The 23224-nt window shown below is 67.3% G+C and carries 17 protein-coding genes and 1 tRNA gene; 15 read left to right on the top strand and 3 right to left on the bottom strand.

What is annotated here, in order from left to right; all coding sequences use genetic code 11:
• Window positions 1-21: 21 nt before the first annotated feature.
• Both ACWCPN_RS27240 and ACWCPN_RS27235 read right to left on the bottom strand, forming a co-directional pair.
• Window positions 22-1062: an adenosine deaminase gene (locus tag ACWCPN_RS27240; protein WP_451211106.1), complete on the bottom strand. Its 1041-nt coding sequence runs from the start codon at window positions 1060-1062 to the stop codon at window positions 22-24.
• A gap of 129 nt (window positions 1063-1191) precedes the next feature.
• Window positions 1192-2418, bottom strand: a complete 1227-nt coding sequence (locus tag ACWCPN_RS27235) for a pyridoxal phosphate-dependent aminotransferase (protein WP_199211593.1) — start codon at window positions 2416-2418, stop codon at window positions 1192-1194.
• Between the two features lie 260 nt (window positions 2419-2678).
• On the opposite strand from ACWCPN_RS27235, the gene ACWCPN_RS27230 reads away from it, so the two are divergent.
• The 10 genes from ACWCPN_RS27230 to ACWCPN_RS27185 all read left to right on the top strand — a co-directional run bounded on the left by ACWCPN_RS27230 (window position 2679) and on the right by ACWCPN_RS27185 (window position 15978).
• Window positions 2679-2751, top strand: a tRNA-Trp gene (locus ACWCPN_RS27230).
• Between the two features lie 107 nt (window positions 2752-2858).
• Window positions 2859-3146 carry a preprotein translocase subunit SecE gene (secE, locus tag ACWCPN_RS27225; RefSeq protein WP_365120969.1) on the top strand — a complete coding sequence of 96 codons (288 nt, stop codon included), beginning with the start codon at window positions 2859-2861 and terminating at the stop codon, window positions 3144-3146.
• A gap of 80 nt (window positions 3147-3226) precedes the next feature.
• The gene (nusG, locus tag ACWCPN_RS27220) at window positions 3227-4075 is read left to right on the top strand and encodes a transcription termination/antitermination protein NusG (RefSeq protein ID WP_451211102.1); all 849 of its coding nucleotides are present in this window, start codon (window positions 3227-3229) and stop codon (window positions 4073-4075) included.
• Window positions 4076-4243: 168 nt separating this feature from the next.
• Window positions 4244-4678 carry a 50S ribosomal protein L11 gene (rplK, locus tag ACWCPN_RS27215; RefSeq protein WP_018543896.1) on the top strand — a complete coding sequence of 145 codons (435 nt, stop codon included), beginning with the start codon at window positions 4244-4246 and terminating at the stop codon, window positions 4676-4678.
• 97 nt (window positions 4679-4775) lie between these two features.
• A complete protein-coding gene (rplA, locus tag ACWCPN_RS27210) occupies window positions 4776-5501 on the top strand; it encodes a 50S ribosomal protein L1 (protein ID WP_351672652.1) in 726 nt (241 codons plus the stop codon).
• A 162-nt stretch (window positions 5502-5663) separates the two neighbouring features.
• Entirely contained in the window at window positions 5664-6575 is a 912-nt protein-coding gene (locus tag ACWCPN_RS27205) for a LolA-like protein (RefSeq protein ID WP_199211596.1), read from the top strand.
• Window positions 6576-6889: 314 nt separating this feature from the next.
• On the top strand, window positions 6890-7420 hold the full coding sequence (rplJ, locus tag ACWCPN_RS27200; RefSeq protein WP_199211597.1) for a 50S ribosomal protein L10: 531 nt from the start codon (window positions 6890-6892) through the stop codon (window positions 7418-7420).
• Window positions 7421-7536: 116 nt separating this feature from the next.
• Entirely contained in the window at window positions 7537-7920 is a 384-nt protein-coding gene (gene rplL / locus ACWCPN_RS27195) for a 50S ribosomal protein L7/L12 (RefSeq protein ID WP_392291972.1), read from the top strand.
• A gap of 570 nt (window positions 7921-8490) precedes the next feature.
• The gene (gene rpoB / locus ACWCPN_RS27190) at window positions 8491-11976 is read left to right on the top strand and encodes a DNA-directed RNA polymerase subunit beta (RefSeq protein WP_358928164.1); all 3486 of its coding nucleotides are present in this window, start codon (window positions 8491-8493) and stop codon (window positions 11974-11976) included.
• Window positions 11977-12078: 102 nt separating this feature from the next.
• Window positions 12079-15978: a DNA-directed RNA polymerase subunit beta' gene (locus ACWCPN_RS27185; RefSeq protein WP_451211096.1), complete on the top strand. Its 3900-nt coding sequence runs from the start codon at window positions 12079-12081 to the stop codon at window positions 15976-15978.
• Between the two features lie 77 nt (window positions 15979-16055).
• Here ACWCPN_RS27185 and ACWCPN_RS27180 read toward each other — a convergent pair whose 3' ends face one another.
• Window positions 16056-17333 carry a hypothetical protein gene (locus ACWCPN_RS27180; protein WP_365120964.1) on the bottom strand — a complete coding sequence of 426 codons (1278 nt, stop codon included), beginning with the start codon at window positions 17331-17333 and terminating at the stop codon, window positions 16056-16058.
• Between the two features lie 196 nt (window positions 17334-17529).
• On the opposite strand from ACWCPN_RS27180, the gene ACWCPN_RS27175 reads away from it, so the two are divergent.
• The 5 genes from ACWCPN_RS27175 (at window position 17530) to tuf (ending at window position 23077) form a co-directional block, all read left to right on the top strand.
• Complete coding sequence (locus ACWCPN_RS27175) at window positions 17530-18456, top strand: glycosyltransferase family 2 protein (protein WP_451211434.1); 927 nt, start codon at window positions 17530-17532, stop codon at window positions 18454-18456.
• Between the two features lie 260 nt (window positions 18457-18716).
• Entirely contained in the window at window positions 18717-19088 is a 372-nt protein-coding gene (gene rpsL, locus ACWCPN_RS27170; RefSeq protein ID WP_003948652.1) for a 30S ribosomal protein S12, read from the top strand.
• Between the two features lie 2 nt (window positions 19089-19090).
• A complete protein-coding gene (gene rpsG, locus ACWCPN_RS27165; RefSeq protein WP_003992340.1) occupies window positions 19091-19561 on the top strand; it encodes a 30S ribosomal protein S7 in 471 nt (156 codons plus the stop codon).
• A gap of 39 nt (window positions 19562-19600) precedes the next feature.
• Window positions 19601-21727 (top strand): elongation factor G, encoded by a 2127-nt coding sequence (gene fusA / locus ACWCPN_RS27160; protein WP_199211601.1) that lies wholly within the window; start codon window positions 19601-19603, stop codon window positions 21725-21727.
• 156 nt (window positions 21728-21883) lie between these two features.
• Window positions 21884-23077, top strand: a complete 1194-nt coding sequence (gene tuf, locus ACWCPN_RS27155; protein WP_365120963.1) for an elongation factor Tu — start codon at window positions 21884-21886, stop codon at window positions 23075-23077.
• The last annotated feature ends 147 nt before the right edge of the window (window positions 23078-23224 follow it).

Below are 23224 nucleotides of genomic sequence, written 5' to 3'. Positions count from 1 at the left end.
GCTTTCCGCCGTAGGCGGGCTTCAGACGGCCGGGCCGGTCAGCCAGTCGTCCACGCCGGACAGCAGCCGGGCCCTGACGTCGTCCGGGGCGGCCGAACCGCGGATCGACTGGCGGGCCAGCTCGGCGAGTTCGGCGTCCGTGAAGCCGTGGTGCTCGCGGGCGATGACGTACTGGGCGGCGAGGCGGGAACCGAAGAGCAGCGGGTCGTCGGCGCCCAGGGCCAGTGGGACGCCCGCCTCGAAGAGGGTCCGCAGGGGGACGTCCTCGGGCTTCTCGTAGACGCCGAGCGCGACGTTCGAGGCCGGGCACACCTCGCAGGTGACGCCCCGGTCCGCCAGCCGCTTCAGCAGCCTCGGATCCTCCGCGGCGCGCACGCCGTGCCCGATCCGCGAGGCGTGCAGGTCGTCCAGGCAGTCGCGCACCGACGCCGGGCCGGTCAGCTCGCCGCCGTGCGGGGCCGCCAGCAGGCCGCCCTCGCGGGCGATGTGGAAGGCACGGTCGAAGTCCCGCGCCATCCCGCGCCGCTCGTCGTTCGAGAGCCCGAAGCCGACCACGCCCCGGTCGGCGTACCGCACCGCGAGCCGGGCCAGGGTGCGGGCGTCCAGGGGGTGCTTCATGCGGTTCGCGGCCACCAGCACCCGCATGCCGAGCCCGGTCTCCCGGGACGTCGTCTCGACCGCGTCCAGGATGATCTCCAGGGCCGGGATCAGACCGCCCAGCCGGGGCGCGTACGACGTGGGGTCCACCTGGATCTCCAGCCAGCCCGAACCGTCGCGCACGTCCTCCTCCGCGGCCTCCCGGACCAGCCGCCGGATGTCCTCCGGCTCTCTCAGGCAGGAGCGCGCCGCGTCGTACAGCCGTTGGAAGCGGAACCATCCCCGCTCGTCCGTGGCCCGCAGCCGCGGCGGTTCCCCGCTGGTCAGGGCGTCCGTCAGGGCCTCGGGCAGGCGTACGCCGTACTTGTCGGCCAGTTCCAGGACGGTCGTCGGCCGCATCGAACCGGTGAAGTGCAGGTGCAGATGGGCCTTCGGCAGTTCGGAGAGATCACGTACATGCTCCATTCCCAGATCCTGCCGCACGTCACCGCCGTCCCGGTAGCCGTTTCCCCCTACGTGCTCTTGCTCGCACACAGAAGCGGGCCGTATCCCCGGAGGGAGACGGCCCGCTTCCGTGCGCGTGAGGCGACGGGACTAGTCCCGTGCCTCCGCCAGCAGCTTCTGGATCCGGCTCACGCCCTCGACGAGGTCCTCGTCCCCGAGCGCGTACGACAGCCGCAGGTAGCCGGGCGTGCCGAAGGCCTCGCCCGGGACGACCGCGACCTCGGCCTCCTCCAGGATGAGGGCCGCCAGCTCGACGGTGTCCTGCGGGCGCTTGCCGCGGATCTCCTTGCCGAGCAGGGCCTTGACCGACGGGTAGGCGTAGAAGGCGCCCTCGGGCTCCGGGCAGAGCACGCCGTCGATCTCGTTGAGCATCCGCACGATCGTGCGCCGGCGGCGGTCGAAGGCCTCGCGCATCTTCTTCACGGCCTCCAGGTCACCGGAGACGGCGGCCAGGGCGGCCACCTGGGCCACGTTGGAGACGTTCGAGGTGGCGTGCGACTGCAGGTTCGTCGCGGCCTTGACCACGTCCTTGGGGCCGATGACCCAGCCGACGCGCCAGCCGGTCATGGCGTACGTCTTGGCGACACCGTTGACCACGACGCACTTGTCGCGCAGCTCGGGCAGCAGCGCCGGCAGGGACACGGCGGACGCGTCGCCGTAGACCAGGTGCTCGTAGATCTCGTCGGTCAGCACCCACAGGCCGTGCTCGACGGCCCAGCGGCCGATCGCCTCGGTCTCGGCCTCGGAGTACACCGCGCCGGTCGGGTTGGACGGGGAGACGAAGAGGACGACCTTGGTCTTCTCCGTGCGCGCAGCCTCGAGCTGCTCCACGGTGACGCGGTAGCCGGTGGTCTCGTCGGCGACGACGTCGACCGGGACACCGCCGGCCAGGCGGATCGACTCCGGGTACGTCGTCCAGTACGGAGCCGGGACGATGACCTCGTCACCCGGGTCGAGGATCGCGGCGAACGCCTCGTAGATGGCCTGCTTGCCGCCGTTGGTGACCAGGATCTGCGAGACGTCGGGCTCCCAGCCGGAGTCGCGCAGCGTCTTCGCGGCGATCGCGGCCTTCAGCTCCGGCAGACCGCCGGCCGGCGTGTACCGGTGGTACTTCGGGTTCTTGCAGGCCTCGACGGCCGCCTCGACGATGTAGTCCGGAGTCGGGAAGTCCGGCTCACCGGCGCCGAAGCCGATCACCGGCCGCCCGGCGGCCTTCAGGGCCTTGGCCTTGGCGTCCACGGCGAGGGTGGCGGACTCGGAGATCGCGCCGACTCGGGCGGAGACCCGGCGCTCGGTGGGAGGGGTTGCAGCGCTCATGAGCCCATCGTTTCAGACCGGAAATGACCCCGGCACGCGGGTTTCACAGACTGAACAGCAACGGGTCGAGACGTGAACACGGGTCCGAATCCCGCCTCCGGCCTGGACGATCTTCACTCCGACGACCCCGGACCGGGTCTTTCTGTTCGACGCCGGGCGCCGGACCACGTACACTCTTCCCTCGTTGGCCTTCAGCGGCCGCTGCACAGCCGGTGCACACCGAGCACCCGGCCGAATGCGGTACGTTGGGGGACACACAAAGGGTCGTAGCTCAATTGGTAGAGCACTGGTCTCCAAAACCAGCGGTTGGGGGTTCAAGTCCCTCCGGCCCTGCTACACACACCGCCAGGATGTGTGCGCATGTACGTACAGCAATGCACCGCCGTGCGGCTCAGAAACCGGGCGCGGCACGGCCACGACCCGGGATCAGGTGAGGACGAATGACGGACGCCGTGGGCTCCATCGACACGCCTGATGCTCAGGACCAGGTGCCCGAGTCCAAGAAGAAGGGCCGCAAGGGCGGCAAGCGCGCCAAGAAGGGCCCGCTGAAGCGCCTCGCCATCTTCTACCGCCAGATCATCGCGGAGCTCCGCAAGGTCGTCTGGCCGACTCGTAACCAGCTGACGTCGTACACCACCGTGGTGATCTTCTTCGTCGCGATCATGATCGCCCTGGTGACCGTGATTGACTATGGGCTCAACCACGCGGCCAAGTACGTCTTCGGCTGAGCCGAAAGCGAAGGGCGCCGTGGTACCGGCGCCCGTTTTCGCATGTTCCACCCCTATGTATCCAGGAAGAAGCAGCCATCGTGTCTGACCCGAACCTGAACGACGCCATCGAGCCGGACGAGACGGTGGACGACGAGCTCGACATCGTCGAGGGCGCGGACGAGCGGGACGAGTTCGAGGCTGCCGAGGCCGAACTGGGGGAGCCGGCCGAGGAGGCCGCCCTGCACGTCGAGGACGAGGAAGGCGCGGACGTCACGGACGACGAGCCCGCCGCCACGGCCGAGGAGGCCGAGGAGGAGCCGGCCGAGCCGGTCGACCCGGTCCAGGCCCTCCGCGACGATCTCCGCACCCTGCCCGGCGAGTGGTACGTCATCCACACCTACGCCGGCTACGAGAACCGCGTGAAGACCAACCTGGAGCAGCGCGCCGTCTCGCTGAACGTCGAGGACTACATCTTCCAGGCCGAGGTGCCGCAGGAAGAGGTCGTCCAGATCAAGAACGGCGACCGCAAGACGATCAAGCAGAACAAGCTGCCCGGTTACGTCCTGGTCCGCATGGACCTGACGAACGAGTCCTGGGGCGTCGTCCGCAACACCCCGGGTGTCACCGGCTTCGTGGGCAACGCCTACGACCCCTACCCGCTGACCCTGGACGAGATCGTCAAGATGCTCGCCCCGGAGGCCGAGGAGAAGGCCGCCCGCGAGGCCGCCGAGGCCGAGGGCAAGCCCGCCCCGCAGCGCAAGGTCGAGGTCCAGGTGCTGGACTTCGAGGTCGGCGACTCGGTCACCGTCACCGACGGCCCGTTCGCCACCCTCCAGGCGACCATCAACGAGATCAACCCCGACTCGAAGAAGGTCAAGGGCCTGGTGGAGATCTTCGGCCGCGAGACGCCGGTCGAGCTCTCCTTCGACCAGATCCAGAAGAACTAGTTCCTTCTGGACGAACTGCTTCCGTGCAGGTCAGGCAGGCGCTCGGCGTCCGCCTGACCTGCACGGTTTTTGGCCGCGCATCCATACCCGTTATCGTTGTGCGGTATGCCTGCGTCCGGGTGGTCCCTGGATGTGGGCAGGACCCGAATTGAAAGGACCCGGAGAGCTATGCCTCCCAAGAAGAAGAAGGTCACGGGGCTCATCAAGCTCCAGATCAACGCCGGTGCGGCGAACCCGGCCCCGCCGGTCGGCCCGGCGCTGGGTCAGCACGGCGTCAACATCATGGAGTTCTGCAAGGCCTACAACGCCGCGACCGAGTCGCAGCGTGGCTGGGTGATCCCGGTGGAGATCACGGTCTACGAGGACCGCTCCTTCACCTTCGTCACCAAGACGCCGCCGGCCGCGAAGATGATCCTCAAGGCCGCGGGCGTGGAGAAGGGCTCCGGCGAGCCGCACAAGACCAAGGTCGCCAAGATCACCGAGGCGCAGGTCCGCGAGATCGCCACGACCAAGATGCCCGACCTCAACGCCAACGACCTGGACGCCGCGTCGAAGATCATCGCCGGCACCGCCCGCTCCATGGGCATCACGGTCGAGGGCTGAACCCCACCTTCGTAGCACCATGCGGCCGTGACGGCCGCACGTGGCAGGGCCTGCTCGGCCCGTACCACGACTCCGAACAGAACCCACAGGAGCAGTTGTGAGCAAGCGCAGCAAGGCTCTCCGCGCTGCGGACGCCAAGGTCGACCGGGAGAAGCTGTACGCCCCGCTCGAGGCCGTCCGTCTCGCCAAGGAGACCTCCACGACCAAGTTCGACGGCACCGTCGAGGTCGCCTTCCGCCTGGGTGTCGACCCGCGCAAGGCCGACCAGATGGTCCGTGGCACCGTGAACCTTCCGCACGGCACCGGTAAGACCGCCCGGGTCCTGGTCTTCGCGACCGGTGACCGTGCCGAGGCCGCGCGTGCCGCGGGCGCCGACATCGTCGGCGCCGACGAGCTGATCGACGAGGTGGCGAAGGGCCGTCTGGACTTCGACGCCGTCGTCGCCACCCCGGACCTCATGGGCAAGGTCGGCCGCCTCGGCCGCGTCCTCGGCCCGCGTGGTCTGATGCCGAACCCGAAGACCGGCACCGTCACCCCCGACACGGCCAAGGCCGTGACGGAGATCAAGGGCGGCAAGATCGAGTTCCGCGTCGACAAGCACTCGAACCTGCACTTCATCATCGGCAAGACGTCCTTCGACGACGCCAAGCTGGTGGAGAACTACGGCGCGGCCCTGGAGGAGATCCTCCGTCTGAAGCCGTCCGCCGCCAAGGGTCGCTACATCAAGAAGGCCGCCATCAGCACCACGATGGGCCCCGGCATTCCGGTCGACTCGAACCGCACCCGCAACCTCCTCGTCGAGGAGGACCCGGCCGCCGTCTGAGCCCCGCGCTCACCCGGTAGCCGCGTCACGGACGCGTAAGCAGAGGGCGGACCCCGCAACCTACGAGGTGCGGGGTCCGTCCTTTCTTTGTGCGGACTGTCGCACGACCGTCAGTGGCCTGGGCTACGGTGCAGGCACCGGACTCGCATGGGGGTAGGACGAATGAAGAGCACGACCGCACGCCGGGTGGCCCTTTCCGCCGCGGTGGTCACCGCGCTGACCGGGTTGGCCGCCTGCGGCACCGGGGGCTCCGGGGACGGCGACAAGGCGGTCGGCAGAAGCCTCACCCACGCCAACCCCCTCGCCGCCCTGCGCTCCGCCGAGAAGTCCACCGACAAGGCGGAGTCGGCCAAGGTCCGTTCCACGACGAGCATCGGCGACACCATGTCGATGACCGCGAACGGCGCCCTGACGTGGGGCGACGGCATGAAGGGCAACCTCACCATCACCTACACCGGCGGCAAGCTGGCGGAGGCGATGCGCAAGGCCGGCACGTCCTCGATGGAGGCCCGCTACCTGCCGGACGCCTACTACGCCAAGATGAGCGAGCAGTTCGCCCAGCAGTCCGGCGGCAAGCACTGGATCAGGTACGCCTACGACGACCTCGCCAAGCTCGGCGGCGGCTCCGGGGCGTACATGAAGGACCAGATGCAGAACACCACGCCGAACCAGTCGGTGAAGCTGCTGCTGGCCTCCGGTGACGTGAAGAAGGTCGGTGAGGAGCAGGTCTCCGGCGTCAGGGCCACGCACTACTCCGGCACGGTCGACGTCGCCGACCTCGCCGGCAAGAACAGCGGCCTCGACGCCGGCCAGCTCGCCGACCTGAAGAAGCAGCTCAGCCAGGCGGGTGTCAGCACGGAGACCGTCGACATCTGGGTCGACGGCCAGGACCTGCTGGTCAAGAAGGTCGAGAAGGCGCAGATGACCGCCGGCACCATGACCAGCACGGCGTACTACAGCGACTACGGCGTGCCGGTCACCGCCGAGGCGCCCCCGGCCGCCGACACCAAGGACTTCAAGGACCTGATGAAGGCCGGCGGTACCGCGTCGGGCAGCGGCGTCAGCGCCTCCTGACCGGCCGCCGCACCAGGACCGGGGTACCCCGTCGAGCCCGATTTGCTCGACGGTGCCCCGGTCCCGTACTCTCCTAACGAAGCCAAAGACCGCTGGTCGTTGCCGCACGTTCGAATGAAGGTGTGGTGGCCGAAGGATCCGCTGCAAAGTGGACGACCCGCGCAGGTGTCAGTGGAAGCACTCCCGGATGGTATGCGCCCAGCGTGTGCCGACGGTCGAGTCCGCCCCGAGCGCCTGCGCCGGGGCGTTTCGTTTTCCCCAGTCCTCCTTCGGGTCCGCGCGGTCAGAATCACCCGGAAGGAGGCCGAGGCTCTATGGCGAGGCCCGACAAGGCTGCCGCGGTTGCCGAGCTGACGGACAAGTTCCGCAGCTCCAACGCCGCCGTGCTGACCGAGTACCGCGGTCTCACCGTGGCGCAGCTCAAGACGCTGCGCCGGTCGCTCGGTGAGAACGCCCAGTACGCCGTGGTGAAGAACACGCTGACCAAGATTGCGGCCAACGAGGCCGGGATCACGCTGGACGACCAGCTCTTCGCTGGTCCGACGGCCGTCGCCTTCGTCACCGGTGACCCGGTGGAGTCGGCGAAGGGTCTCCGTGACTTCGCCAAGGACAACCCGAATCTCGTCATCAAGGGCGGTGTCCTTGACGGTAAGGCGCTGTCCGCCGACGAGATCAAGAAGCTTGCGGACCTCGAGTCCCGCGAGGTTCTGCTCGCCAAGCTGGCGGGCGCCTTCAAGGGCAAGCAGACTCAGGCTGCTCAGGTCTTCCAGGCGCTCCCGTCGAAGCTCGTCCGCACCGTGGACGCGCTTCGTGCCAAGCAGGGCGAGCAGGGCGGTGCCGAGTAATTCGGCTCGCTTTCTGATCCGGGCCGCATGACGCGGCCGGGGTCACAGCGGGCCAACGTACGCCCGCCACTCATGTACATCCGGCACCTGCCGAATTAGTGGAAGGATCGCCCATCATGGCGAAGCTGTCTCAGGAAGACCTGCTCGCGCAGTTCGAGGAGATGACCCTCATCGAGCTCTCCGAGTTCGTGAAGGCGTTCGAGGAGAAGTTCGACGTCACCGCCGCCGCCGCGGTGGCCGTCGCCGCCCCGGGTGCCCCGGGCGCCCCGGCCGAGGCCGAGGAGGAGAAGGACGAGTTCGACGTCATCCTCACCGGTGCCGGCGACAAGAAGATCCAGGTCATCAAGGTCGTGCGTGAGCTGACCTCCCTGGGCCTGAAGGAGGCCAAGGACCTCGTGGACGGCGCCCCGAAGCCCGTTCTCGAGAAGGTCGCCAAGGACGCCGCCGAGAAGGCCGCCGAGTCCCTCAAGGGCGCCGGCGCCTCCGTCGAGGTCAAGTAACACCTTCCGGGTTCCCGTAACCCGGCTGCGCGCCGACTGCGGCCCAGAGGGGCTGTAACGCGAACGCACCGAAGAGCGATCATCCATCCGGGTGGTCGCTCTTCGGCGTCTCCGGAGGGCGGCCTCGGTTGCCTTGCACTCGCCCCGGCGAGGGGTATGGTGATCTTCGTTCTGTCTCCGGACGGCCTCGTTTGGGCTGGGGGGCCTTGACGAACCGCACGCAGCGCGCAATTCTCAGGACGCGTCGTCACAAGGATCCGAATCCGAGGCATGGATCGACGGCGAAGAGGGCAGTATCAACGTGCGTTGAGGGCAGACATGCCGAGGGCGTTGTTGACGAAGGCGTTGAGCACGACGAGGGTCTCGAGAAACCCGGGCTGGACATCAGTGTGCCAAGTGGCTACACTGACCCTTTGCGCTGCCTGTTAGCTTCCCCTGCCCGTCACCAGGGGTCTGCCCTCACTCGAGCACCGATGACCGAAGCTCCCCTGACCTGGGGTTTCCGTCTCTGTGTCTGGGAGAGGGGCCGGTACGCGCGTAGTGAGTCCGAGCCCTCGGAAGGACCCCCTCTTGGCCGCCTCGCGCAACGCCTCGACCGCGAATACGAACAACGGCGCCAGCACCGCCCCGCTGCGCATCTCCTTTGCAAAGATCAAGGAGCCTCTCGAGGTTCCGAACCTGCTCGCGCTGCAGACCGAGAGCTTCGACTGGCTGCTCGGCAACACCGCTTGGCAGAGTCGGGTCGAGGAGGCTCTTGAGAACGGTCAGGACGTCCCCACCAAGTCCGGTCTGGAGGAGATCTTCGAGGAGATCTCCCCGATCGAGGACTTCTCCGGGTCGATGTCCCTGACGTTCCGGGACCACCGCTTCGAGCCGCCGAAGAACTCCATCGACGAGTGCAAGGAGCGCGACTTCACGTACGCCGCCCCGCTCTTCGTCACCGCCGAGTTCACCAACAACGAGACCGGTGAGATCAAGTCCCAGACGGTCTTCATGGGCGACTTCCCGCTCATGACGAACAAGGGCACTTTCGTCATCAACGGCACCGAGCGTGTCGTGGTGTCGCAGCTGGTCCGTTCCCCCGGTGTCTACTTCGACTCCTCCATCGACAAGACGTCCGACAAGGACATCTTCTCCGCCAAGATCATCCCGTCCCGGGGTGCCTGGCTGGAGATGGAGATCGACAAGCGCGACATGGTCGGTGTCCGCATCGACCGCAAGCGCAAGCAGTCGGTCACCGTACTGCTGAAGGCGCTCGGCTGGACGACCGAGCAGATCCTCGAGGAGTTCGGCGAGTACGAGTCGATGCGCGCCACCCTGGAGAAGGATCACACCCAGGGCCAGGACGACGCGCTGCTGGACATCTACCGCAAGCTGCGTCCGGGCGAGCCCCCCACGCGTGAGGCCGCGCAGACGCTGCTCGAGAACCTCTACTTCAACCCCAAGCGCTACGACCTCGCCAAGGTCGGCCGCTACAAGGTCAACAAGAAGCTGGGTGCGGACGCTCCGCTGGACGCGGGTGTCCTGACCGTCGAGGACGTCATCTCGACGATCAAGTACCTGGTGAAGCTGCACGCCGGCGAGACCGAGACCTCCGGTGACAACGGTGGCACGATCGTCGTCGAGACGGACGACATCGACCACTTCGGCAACCGTCGTCTGCGCAGCGTCGGCGAGCTGATCCAGAACCAGGTCCGTACGGGTCTCGCCCGTATGGAGCGCGTCGTGCGCGAGCGCATGACGACCCAGGACGTCGAGGCGATCACGCCGCAGACCCTGATCAACATCCGGCCGGTCGTCGCCTCCATCAAGGAGTTCTTCGGCACCAGCCAGCTGTCGCAGTTCATGGACCAGAACAACCCGCTGTCGGGTCTCACCCACAAGCGCCGTCTGTCGGCTCTTGGCCCGGGTGGTCTCTCCCGTGAGCGGGCCGGCTTCGAGGTCCGTGACGTGCACCCGTCGCACTACGGCCGCATGTGCCCGATCGAGACGCCCGAAGGCCCGAACATCGGTCTGATCGGCTCGCTCGCCTCCTACGGCCGGGTCAACGCGTTCGGTTTCGTCGAGACGCCGTACCGCAAGGTCGTCGACGGCCAGGTCACCGACGAGGTGGACTACCTGACCGCCGACGAGGAGGACCGGTTCGTCATCGCGCAGGCCAACGCCACGCTCTCGGACGACATGCGGTTCGCCGAGAACCGCGTGCTGGTCCGCCGCCGTGGCGGCGAGGTCGACTACGTCGCCGGTGACGACGTGGACTACATGGACGTCTCGCCGCGCCAGATGGTGTCGGTCGCGACCGCCATGATCCCGTTCCTGGAGCACGACGACGCCAACCGTGCCCTCATGGGCGCGAACATGATGCGTCAGGCCGTGCCGCTGATTAAGTCCGAGTCCCCGCTCGTCGGCACCGGCATGGAGTACCGCTCCGCCGTCGACGCCGGCGACGTGGTCAAGGCCGAGAAGGACGGTGTGGTCCAGGAGGTCTCCGCGGACTACATCACCACCGCCAACGACGACGGCACGTACATCACGTACCGCCTGGCCAAGTTCTCCCGGTCCAACCAGGGCACCTCGGTCAACCAGAAGGTCATCGTCAACGAGGGCGACCGGATCATCACGGGCCAGGTGCTCGCGGACGGCCCGGCCACCCAGAACGGCGAGATGGCCCTCGGCAAGAACCTGCTCGTGGCGTTCATGCCGTGGGAGGGTCACAACTACGAGGACGCGATCATCCTGTCGCAGCGCCTCGTGCAGGACGACGTCCTCTCCTCGATCCACATCGAGGAGCACGAGGTCGACGCCCGTGACACCAAGCTCGGCCCCGAGGAGATCACCCGGGACATCCCGAACGTCTCCGAGGAGGTCCTCGCCGACCTCGACGAGCGCGGCATCATCCGTATCGGTGCCGAGGTCATCGCCGGCGACATCCTCGTCGGCAAGGTCACGCCCAAGGGTGAGACCGAGCTGACCCCCGAGGAGCGCCTGCTGCGCGCGATCTTCGGCGAGAAGGCCCGTGAGGTGCGTGACACCTCGCTGAAGGTGCCGCACGGCGAGACCGGCAAGGTCATCGGCGTGCGCGTCTTCGACCGCGAGGAGGGCGACGAGCTTCCCCCCGGTGTGAACCAGCTGGTGCGCGTCTACGTCGCGCAGAAGCGCAAGATCACCGACGGTGACAAGCTCGCCGGCCGGCACGGCAACAAGGGTGTCATCTCCAAGATCAACCCGATCGAGGACATGCCGTTCCTGGAGGACGGCACCCCGGTCGACATCATCCTCAACCCGCTCGGTGTGCCGTCCCGAATGAACCCGGGACAGGTCCTGGAGATCCACCTCGGCTGGCTCGCCAGCCGCGGCTGGGACGTCTCCGGCCTCGCGGAGGAGTGGGCCCAGCGCCTCCAGGCGATCGGCGCCGACTCCGTGGCCCCGGGCACCAACGTCGCCACCCCGGTGTTCGACGGTGCGCGTGAGGACGAGCTGGCGGGTCTGCTGCAGCACACCATCCCGAACCGGGACGGCGAGCGCATGGTGCTCCCGACCGGCAAGGCGCGGCTGTTCGACGGCCGCAGCGGTGAGCCGTTCCCGGACCCGATCTCGGTCGGCTACATGTACATCCTGAAGCTGCACCACCTGGTCGACGACAAGCTGCACGCCCGTTCGACCGGTCCGTACTCGATGATCACCCAGCAGCCGCTGGGTGGTAAGGCCCAGTTCGGTGGCCAGCGGTTCGGTGAGATGGAGGTGTGGGCCCTCGAGGCCTACGGCGCCGCGTACGCCCTCCAGGAGCTGCTGACCATCAAGTCCGACGACGTCACCGGCCGCGTGAAGGTCTACGAGGCCATCGTCAAGGGCGAGAACATCCCCGAGCCCGGTATCCCCGAGTCCTTCAAGGTGCTCATCAAGGAGATGCAGTCGCTCTGCCTGAACGTGGAGGTGCTGTCCAGCGACGGTATGTCCATCGAGATGCGCGACACCGACGAGGATGTCTTCCGCGCCGCGGAGGAGCTCGGCATCGACCTGTCCCGGCGCGAGCCGAGCAGCGTCGAAGAGGTCTGACGGGAGTCCGGTAGGGGCCTCACCACCGTGTGAGGCCCCCGCCGACCCCCAGGCCCCCGTTTCAGACCACAGACTTACGACCCTGAGAGGGATTGACGCATAGTGCTCGACGTCAACTTCTTCGACGAGCTCCGGATCGGCCTGGCCACCGCTGACGACATCCGTCAGTGGAGCCACGGCGAGGTCAAGAAGCCCGAGACCATCAACTACCGCACCCTCAAGCCGGAAAAGGACGGGCTCTTCTGCGAGAAGATCTTCGGTCCGACCCGGGACTGGGAGTGCTACTGCGGCAAGTACAAGCGCGTCCGCTTCAAGGGCATCATCTGCGAGCGCTGTGGCGTCGAGGTCACGCGCGCCAAGGTGCGCCGTGAGCGGATGGGCCACATCGAGCTGGCCGCGCCCGTCACGCACATCTGGTACTTCAAGGGTGTCCCCTCGCGCCTCGGCTACCTGCTGGACCTGGCGCCGAAGGACCTCGAGAAGGTCATCTACTTCGCGGCGTACATGATCACGTACGTCGACGAGGAGCGTCGTACCCGCGACCTGCCCTCCCTCGAGGCGCACGTCTCGGTCGAGCGCCAGCAGATCGAGAACCGCCGGGACTCCGACCTCGAGGCCCGCGCCAAGAAGCTCGAGACCGACCTGGCCGAGCTCGAGGCCGAGGGTGCCAAGGCCGACGTGCGCCGCAAGGTGCGCGAGGGCGCCGAGCGCGAGATGAAGCAGCTGCGCGACCGTGCGCAGCGCGAGATCGACCGCCTCGACGAGGTGTGGACCCGGTTCAAGAACCTCAAGGTCCAGGACCTCGAGGGCGACGAGCTGCTCTACCGCGAGCTGCGCGACCGCTTCGGCACCTACTTCGACGGCTCGATGGGTGCCGCGGCGCTGCAGAAGCGCCTGGAGTCCTTCGACCTCGACGAGGAGGCCGAGAAGCTCCGCGAGATCATCCGCACCGGCAAGGGCCAGAAGAAGACCCGTGCGCTCAAGCGCCTGAAGGTCGTCTCCGCGTTCCTGCAGACCTCGAACAGCCCCAAGGGCATGGTCCTGGACTGCGTCCCGGTCATCCCGCCGGACCTGCGTCCGATGGTGCAGCTCGACGGTGGCCGCTTCGCGACCTCCGACCTGAACGACCTGTACCGCCGTGTGATCAACCGGAACAACCGTCTGAAGCGGCTCCTGGACCTCGGTGCCCCGGAGATCATCGTCAACAACGAGAAGCGCATGCTTCAGGAGGCTGTTGACGCCCTCTTCGACAACGGTCGTCGCGGCCGCCCGGTGACGGGTCCCGGCAACCGCCCGCTGAAGTCCCTCAGCGACATGCTGAAGGGCAAGCAGGGTCGATTCCGTCAGAACCTGCTCGGCAAGCGTGTGGACTACTCCGCGCGTTCCGTGATCGTCGTCGGTCCGCAGCTGAAGCTGCACCAGTGCGGTCTGCCCAAGGCCATGGCGCTGGAGCTCTTCAAGCCGTTCGTGATGAAGCGCCTGGTCGACCTGAACCACGCGCAGAACATCAAGAGCGCCAAGCGCATGGTGGAGCGCGGCCGCACGGTCGTGTACGACGTCCTCGAAGAGGTCATCGCCGAGCACCCGGTTCTGCTGAACCGTGCTCCCACCCTGCACCGCCTCGGCATCCAGGCCTTCGAGCCGCAGCTGGTCGAGGGCAAGGCCATCCAGATCCACCCGCTCGTCTGCACCGCGTTCAACGCGGACTTCGACGGTGACCAGATGGCCGTGCACCTTCCGCTGTCCGCGGAGGCGCAGGCCGAGGCACGCATCCTGATGCTGTCCTCGAACAACATCCTCAAGCCGGCCGACGGCCGTCCGGTGACGATGCCGACCCAGGACATGGTCCTCGGTCTGTTCTTCCTCACCACCGACGGCGAGCTGCGTGACACCAAGGGCGAGGGCCGCGCGTTCGGCTCCACGGCCGAGGCGATCATGGCGTTCGACGCCGGCGAGCTCGCGCTGCAGTCGCAGATCGACATCCGCTTCCCGGTGGGCACCATCCCGCCGCGCGGCTGGATGCCGCCGGCGCGCGAGGAGGGCGAGCCCGAGTGGCAGCAGGGTGACTCGTTCCGCCTGCGCACCACCCTGGGCCGCGCGCTCTTCAACGAGCTGCTGCCCGAGGACTACCCGTTCGTCGACTACTCGGTGGGCAAGAAGCAGCTCTCCGAGATCGTCAACGACCTGGCCGAGCGCTACCCCAAGGTCATCGTGGCGGCGACGCTCGACAACCTGAAGGCGGCCGGCTTCTTCTGGGCGACCCGTTCCGGTGTCACCGTGGCCATCTCCGACGTCGTCGTTCCCGAGGCGAAGAAGGAGATCGTCCGCGGCTACGAGGCGCAGGACGAGAAGGTCCAGAAGCAGTACGAGCGCGGTCTGATCACCAAGGAAGAGCGCACTCAGGAGCTCATCGCGATCTGGACCAAGGCGACCAACGAGGTCGCCGAGGCGATGAACGAGAACTTCCCCAAGACGAACCCCATCTTCATGATGGTTGACTCGGGTGCCCGAGGAAACATGATGCAGATGCGGCAGATCGCCGGTATGCGTGGTCTGGTGTCGAACGCGAAGAACGAGACCATCCCGCGTCCGATCAAGGCGTCCTTCCGTGAGGGCCTGTCCGTGCTGGAGTACTTCATCTCCACGCACGGTGCCCGTAAGGGTCTGGCGGACACCGCCCTGCGTACCGCCGACTCGGGTTACCTGACCCGTCGTCTGGTGGACGTCTCCCAGGACGTCATCATCCGCGAGGAGGACTGCGGCACCGAGCGCGGTCTGAAGCTGCGGATCGCCAACCGCGGCGCCGACGGTGTGCTGCGCAAGGCGGACGACGTCGAGACCAGCGTCTACGCCCGCATGCTCGCCGAGGACGTCGTCATCGACGGCAAGGTGATCGCGCCGGCCAACGTGGACCTGGGCGACGTGCTCATCGACCAGCTCGTGCACCACGGCATCGAGGAGGTCAAGACCCGCTCGATCCTGACCTGCGAGTCGCACGTCGGCACCTGCGCCATGTGCTACGGCCGTTCGCTGGCCACCGGCAAGCTGGTCGACATCGGTGAGGCGGTCGGCATCATCGCCGCCCAGTCCATCGGTGAGCCCGGTACCCAGCTGACGATGCGTACCTTCCACACCGGTGGTGTGGCCGGTGACGACATCACCCAGGGTCTGCCCCGTGTCGTCGAGCTCTTCGAGGCCCGTACCCCGAAGGGTGTCGCCCCGATCTCCGAGGCCAACGGCCGCGTGCGGATCGAGGAGACCGAGAAGACCAAGAAGATCGTCGTCACCCCGGACGACGGCAGCGACGAGACGGCGTTCCCGATCTCCAAGCGTGCCAAGGTCCTGGTCAAGGAGGGCGACCACGTCGAGGTGGGCCAGCAGCTCACCGTGGGTGCCACCAACCCGCACGACGTGCTGCGCATCCTGGGTCAGCGTGCCGTCCAGGTCCACCTGGTCGGCGAGGTCCAGAAGGTCTACAACTCGCAGGGTGTGTCGATCCACGACAAGCACATCGAGATCATCATCCGGCAGATGCTGCGCCGTGTGACGATCATCGAGTCGGGCGACGCCGAGCTGCTGCCCGGCGAGCTGGTCGAGCGCTCGAAGTTCGAGACCGAGAACCGTCGTGTGGTCCAGGAGGGCGGTCACCCTGCCTCCGGTCGTCCGCAGCTGATGGGTATCACCAAGGCCTCGCTGGCGACGGAGTCCTGGCTGTCGGCCGCCTCCTTCCAGGAGACGACCCGAGTCCTGACGGACGCGGCGATCAACGCCAAGTCCGACAGCCTCATCGGCCTCAAGGAGAACGTCATCATCGGTAAGCTCATCCCGGCCGGTACGGGTCTGTCCCGCTACCGCAACATCCGGGTGGAGCCCACCGAGGAGGCCAAGGCCGCGATGTACTCGGCCGTCGGCTACGACGACATCGACTACTCGCCGTTCGGCACCGGCTCCGGCCAGGCCGTCCCGCTGGAGGACTACGACTACGGTCCGTACAACCAGTGAGTGGTTGACGTGAACTGAAGGGCGGTCACCCCGGTCCGGGGTGACCGCCCTTCGGCGTTTCTCGGGACGCCCGCCGGCTACGGGATGCCCAGCTCGAAGATCACGTAGTGCGCATACCAGCCCGACGCCACCGCCGTCGTCGTGAAGAAGACGGCCAGACCGGGCCACTTCAGGCGGCTCAGGGCGGCCGCCGGCGCCAAGAGCAGCGGGAAGGAGGGCAGCAGGTAGCGGGAGGTGTTGCCGAACATCTGCTGGGTGCCCAGCACGGTGACGATGCCGGCCAGGGTGTAGGCGACCAGCACCAGCGGCGGCTTCCGGCGCAGCATCAGCGCGATCAGGAAGGGCAGCGCGATCACGATCTGGACGCCGAGCAGATCGGGCGTGGAGAAGGCGAAGAGATAGTCGTTGTGCCCGACGGCGACGTTGCCGAGGACGTCCGCCGTGTAGGAGCCCCAGTCGAAGTAGTGCGCCCAGCCCTCGCGCTGGAGCGTGAAGTAGGCGGTGAGGTCGCCCATGCTCCACCCGACCCAGGCGATGTAGGTGAGCAGGCCGAGCGGTGCCGCGACCATCGCGAAGACCGGCTGTGCCACCCCGTGCTCACGCCGGCCGTCCCGCCGCAGGACGGTGACCAGGGCGGCCAGTCCCACCGCGCCGATGAGGGCCGCCGAGGTGGGCCGGTTCAGGCCCGCCAGGAAGGCCAGCAGGCCCGCGGCGACCCAGCGGCCCCGCATCACGCTGTAGCAGGTCCAGGCGGCGATGGCGACGAACAGGGACTCCGAGTACACGGCCCACTCGACGCCCGCTCCGGGGACGACGGCCCACAGCCCGGCGGCGATGGTGCCCGCCCGCACCCCGGCGAGCGCCGAGACCACCGCGTAGATGCCCGCGGCCGCCACCAGGGAGGCCAGGACCGACACGAGGATCCCGGAGCCGTACAGGCCGAGCCCGGTGCCCTCCGAGACCGTGCGGATCAGCCCGGGGTACAGCGGGAAGAACGCCACCGAGTTCTGCTTGACGGTGAAGAGCCCGCCGCCGGGCAGCGGCTCCAGCGGCTTCGGGTCGTACCCGTGCCCCGCGACCTGCAGATACCACCAGCCGTCCCAGGTGGACAGCACGTCCCACCAGTGGGCGCCGCCGCCGAACCTGGGGTCCTTCCTCCGGTAGTCGCCCGCATGCTCCAGCAGGCAGGCGAATATGGTGAGGCCCACGAGCTTCGTGACGCAGTACAGGACGAGTGGAGCCACGTACGGCCGCGCACCCGGCGGCAGCGTGAGCCGGCGGCTCGGGCGCGGAGTGCCGGACTGTTCCCCGGGCAGGACGGTGTCCGCCTCGATGTCGCCGGAAGCCGTGCTCATCCCTGCGGTCTCCCCCCTCGGCCGACCGCCGGGGCCGGAGGAGTTCCCGCAGCCCGGGGGGTCGTGAAGTGTCAGTCACGAGATCACACAAGGATCACTTGTGTGTGGCCAAAGCGTCGCATGTGCGGGGCGAAGGGGGGAGAAGCGGGTGACCGGTGGAGCGGACCCGGCGATCGAGCTGTCCGTCGTCGTACCCATGTTCAACGAGGCCGAGGCACTGCCCGCCCTCGTCAGCCGGCTGCGCCCGGTGCTGGAGGGCCTCGGCGTGCCGTACGAGCTGGTCGCCGTCGACGACGGGAGCACCGACGGCACCGGCGAGCTGCTGGCGGCGTTCCGGCTCGGCTGGCCGGAACTGCGGGTGATCGGCCTGCGCCGCAACTCGGGTCATCAGGCCGCCCTGACCGCCGGCCTCGACCGGGCCGTCGGGGCGTACGTGGTCAGCATCGACGCCGATCTGCAGGACCCGCCCGAGAAGATCCCCGACATGCTGGCCCTGGCCCGTGCCGAGGGGCTCGACATCGTCTACGGCATCCGCGCCGACCGGGCCAGCGACACCGGCTTCAAGCGCTGGACGGCGGGGCTGTACTACCGGCTGGTGCGCCGGCTCGCCGGTCCCTCCGTGCCCGCGCAGGCGGGTGACTTCCGGCTGCTCAGCCGGGCCGCCGTGGAGGCGCTGAAGGCGCTGCCCGACCAGCAGCGGGTCTACCGGCTGCTGGTGCCGTGGCTGGGCTTCCCCAGCGGCCGGGTGACCTACGAGCGCGCCCCGCGCACGGCCGGCCGAAGCAAGTACCCGCTGGGCCGGATGATCAGGCTGGCCGTGGACAGCGTCACGGGTTTCTCGGCTGCCCCGCTGCGGCTGGCCACCTGGCTCGGCGGCTTCGCCTTCCTGGTCTGCCTCGGGCTGATGGTGTACACGCTCTCCGCCCACGTCCTGGACCACACGGTGCCGGGCTGGACCTCGCTGTTCACCGGGGTGCTCTTCATCGGCGCGGTGCAGCTGATCTGCGTGGGGCTGCTGGGCGAGTACGTGGCCCGCATATACACGGCGATACAGAACCGCCCGACGTACTTCGTGGGCCACGACACGGCGGAGCAGGCCGGGGAGACGACGTCGCGCCGCTGATTTCCGGAGCCCTCGGACCCGGTCCCGGAGCCCTTGTTTTGACCGGAGTGGGTGCGGCAAGTACGCTCAGACCTTGTGCCTGGGGTGTGCCCTGGCTTTCGTGCGTGCCTTCAACCGCACGCGGAGCCGACACCGGACGCCGTAATCCGTGCCTTTCCCGCCTCGCGGCGGAAGCGCGGCGGATTCGACACACCCGACCGCGTGGGTCGGAGATGTTCCAGGTTAGCTGTACTCATCGGCACACAGAAACCGGAGAAGTAGTGCCTACGATCCAGCAGCTGGTCCGGAAGGGCCGGCAGGACAAGGTCGAGAAGAACAAGACGCCCGCACTCGAGGGTTCCCCTCAGCGTCGTGGCGTCTGCACGCGTGTGTTCACGACCACCCCGAAGAAGCCGAACTCGGCCCTGCGTAAGGTCGCGCGTGTGCGTCTGACCAGCGGGATCGAGGTCACCGCTTACATTCCGGGTGAGGGACACAACCTGCAGGAGCACTCCATCGTGCTCGTGCGCGGCGGCCGTGTGAAGGACCTGCCGGGTGTTCGCTACAAGATCATCCGTGGCTCCCTCGACACCCAGGGTGTCAAGAACCGCAAGCAGGCCCGTTCCCGCTACGGCGCCAAGAAGGAGAAGTAGAAATGCCTCGTAAGGGCCCCGCCCCGAAGCGCCCGGTCATCATCGACCCGGTCTACGGTTCTCCTCTGGTGACGTCGCTCATCAACAAGGTGCTGCTGAACGGCAAGCGCTCCACCGCCGAGCGCATCGTCTACGGCGCCATGGAGGGTCTGCGTGAGAAGACGGGCAACGACCCGATCATCACGCTGAAGCGCGCGCTGGAGAACATCAAGCCGACCCTCGAGGTCAAGTCCCGCCGTGTCGGTGGCGCCACCTACCAGGTGCCGATCGAGGTCAAGCCCGGTCGCGCCAACACGCTGGCGCTCCGCTGGCTGGTCGGTTACTCCCGCGCCCGTCGCGAGAAGACCATGACCGAGCGCCTGCTCAACGAGCTTCTCGACGCCTCCAACGGCCTGGGTGCCGCTGTGAAGAAGCGCGAGGACACGCACAAGATGGCCGAGTCCAACAAGGCCTTCGCGCACTACCGCTGGTAGTCGCTACCCACATCGAGACCGAGAGAAGACTGAAGCCTTATGGCTACCACTTCACTTGACCTGGCCAAGGTCCGCAACATCGGGATCATGGCCCACATCGACGCGGGCAAGACGACCACCACCGAGCGGATCCTGTTCTACACCGGTGTGTCCTACAAGATCGGTGAGGTCCACGACGGCGCTGCCACCATGGACTGGATGGAGCAGGAGCAGGAGCGTGGCATCACGATCACCTCTGCTGCCACCACCTGTCACTGGCCGCTCGAAGACGTCGATCACACCATCAACATCATCGACACCCCGGGTCACGTCGACTTCACCGTCGAGGTGGAGCGCTCCCTGCGCGTGCTCGACGGTGCCGTGACGGTGTTCGACGGCGTCGCCGGTGTCGAGCCGCAGTCCGAGACGGTGTGGCGTCAGGCGGACCGCTACGGCGTTCCGCGTATCTGCTTCGTCAACAAGCTCGACCGGACCGGTGCCGAGTTCCACCGCTGCGTCGACATGATCACTGACCGCCTGGGCGCTCAGCCGATCGTGATGCAGCTGCCGATCGGTGCCGAGGCCGACTTCAAGGGCGTCATCGACCTCGTGACGATGAAGGCCCTGGTCTGGTCCGCCGAGGCCACCAAGGGCGAGATGTACGACACCGTCGACATCCCGGACACGCACGCCGAGGCTGCCGAGGAGTACCGCGGCAAGCTGCTCGAGGCCGTGGCCGAGAACGACGAAGAGATCATGGAGCTGTACCTGGAGGGCGAGGAGCCTTCCGTGGAGCAGCTGTACGCCGCGATCCGTCGTATCACCATCGCGTCCGGCAAGGGCACCGGCACCACCGTGACCCCGGTGTTCTGCGGTACCGCGTTCAAGAACAAGGGCGTGCAGCCCCTGCTCGACGCCGTCGTCCGCTACCTGCCGTCGCCGGTCGACATCGAGGCCATCGAGGGCCACGACGTCAAGGACCCCGAGGTCGTCGTCAAGCGCAAGCCGTCCGACGACGAGCCGCTGTCCGCGCTGGCGTTCAAGATCATGAGCGACCCGCACCTCGGCAAGCTCACCTTCGTCCGGGTCTACTCGGGCCGCCTGGAGTCCGGCACCTCGGTGCTGAACTCCGTCAAGGGCAAGAAGGAGCGCATCGGCAAGATCTACCGCATGCACGCGAACAAGCGTGAGGAGATCGAGTCGGTGGGCGCCGGCGACATCGTCGCCGTCATGGGCCTGAAGCAGACCACCACCGGTGAGACGCTGTCCGACGACAAGAACCCGGTCATCCTGGAGTCCATGGACTTCCCGGCGCCGGTCATCCAGGTCGCCATCGAGCCCAAGTCGAAGGGCGACCAGGAGAAGCTGGGCGTCGCGATCCAGCGCCTGGCCGAGGAGGACCCGTCCTTCCAGGTCCACTCGGACGAGGAGACCGGCCAGACCATCATCGGTGGTATGGGCGAGCTGCACCTCGAGGTGCTGGTCGACCGTATGCGCCGTGAGTTCAAGGTCGAGGCCAACGTCGGCAAGCCGCAGGTGGCCTACCGCGAGACGATCCGCAAGGCCGTCGAGCGCGTCGACTACACCCACAAGAAGCAGACCGGTGGTACCGGTCAGTTCGCGAAGGTGCAGATCGGCATCGAGCCGCTCGAGGGTGGCGACACCTCGTACGAGTTCGTGAACAAGGTGACCGGTGGTCGTATCCCGAAGGAGTACATCCCTTCGGTCGACGCCGGTGCGCAGGAGGCCATGCAGTTCGGCATCCTCGCCGGTTACGAGATGACCGGCGTGCGCGTCATCCTCCACGACGGCGCCTACCACGAGGTCGACTCCTCCGAGCTCGCCTTCAAGATCGCCGGCTCGCAGGCCTTCAAGGAGGCCGCGCGCAAGGCCAGCCCCGTGCTGCTCGAGCCGATGATGGCCGTCGAGGTCACCACGCCCGAGGACTACATGGGTGAGGTCATCGGCGACATCAACTCCCGCCGTGGTCAGATCCAGGCCATGGAGGAGCGGGCCGGTGCCCGCGTCGTGAAGGGCCTCGTGCCCCTTTCGGAGATGTTCGGCTACGTCGGCGACCTCCGCAGCAAGACGTCGGGTCGCGCGAGCTACTCGATGCAGTTCGACTCCTACGCCGAGGTTCCGCGGAACGTCGCCGAGGAGATCATCGCGAAGGCCAAGGGCGAGTAACGCACCGCGTTCCCACGCTTTAGGCTTGACTCCGGAGCCTCAAGGGGCAAACAACCACAATCGCGGGTGTTTGCCCCGGGTTCCGGGATTTAACAGCAAAGATCACCTGGCGCCGATGAAGTAAGGCGTACAGAACCACTCCACAGGAGGACCCCAGTGGCGAAGGCGAAGTTCGAGCGGACTAAGCCGCACGTCAACATCGGCACCATCGGTCACATCGACCACGGTAAGACGACCCTCACGGCCGCCATTACCAAGGTGCTGCACGACGCGTACCCGGACCTGAACGAGGCCACCGCGTTTGACAACATCGACAAGGCGCCCGAGGAGCGTCAGCGCGGTATCACCATCTCCATCGCGCACGTCGAGTACCAGACCGAGGCGCGTCACTACGCCCACGTCGACTGCCCGGGTCACGCGGACTACATCAAGAACATGATCACCGGTGCCGCGCAGATGGACGGCGCGATCCTGGTGGTCGCCGCCACCGACGGCCCGATGCCGCAGACCAAGGAGCACGTGCTCCTGGCCCGCCAGGTCGGCGTGCCGTACATCGTCGTCGCCCTGAACAAGGCCGACATGGTGGACGACGAGGAGATCCTGGAGCTCGTCGAGCTCGAGGTCCGTGAGCTCCTCTCCGAGTACGAGTTCCCGGGCGACGACCTGCCGGTCGTCAAGGTCTCCGCGCTGAAGGCGCTGGAGGGCGACCCGGCGTGGACGCAGAGCGTCCTCGACCTGATGACGGCTGTGGACGAGAACATCCCGCAGCCCGAGCGTGACGTCGACAAGCCGTTCCTGATGCCGATCGAGGACGTCTTCACGATCACCGGTCGTGGCACCGTCGTCACCGGTCGTATCGAGCGTGGTGTCCTCAAGGTCAACGAGACCGTCGACATCGTGGGCATCAAGAACGAGAAGACCACCACCACGGTCACCGGCATCGAGATGTTCCGCAAGCTGCTCGACGAGGGCCAGGCCGGTGAGAACGTCGGTCTGCTGCTCCGCGGCATCAAGCGCGAGGACGTCGAGCGCGGCCAGGTCATCATCAAGCCGGGCTCGGTCACCCCGCACACCGAGTTCGAGGCGCAGGCCTACATCCTGTCCAAGGACGAGGGTGGCCGTCACACGCCGTTCTTCAACAACTACCGTCCGCAGTTCTACTTCCGTACGACGGACGTGACCGGCGTCGTGACCCTCCCCGAGGGCACCGAGATGGTCATGCCGGGTGACAACACCGAGATGAAGGTGGAGCTCATCCAGCCCGTCGCCATGGAAGAGGGCCTGAAGTTCGCCATCCGTGAGGGTGGCCGGACCGTGGGCGCCGGCCAGGTCACCAAGATCAACAAGTGATCTTGAACTGACCCGGCCCGGTCTCTGACCTGGTAGCTGTCGGAGAGGCCCGTACGACTTCGGTCGTGCGGGCCTCTTCGCTGTCTCCGGCCGGCCGTATGATCATGCGACCGGACCACCGGGGGGCCGGCTGTCGCAGAGGTGGGT

It is taken from the genome of Streptomyces sp. NPDC002386 (assembly GCF_053593175.1).
This window is presented reverse-complemented; position numbering and strand designations above follow the sequence as displayed.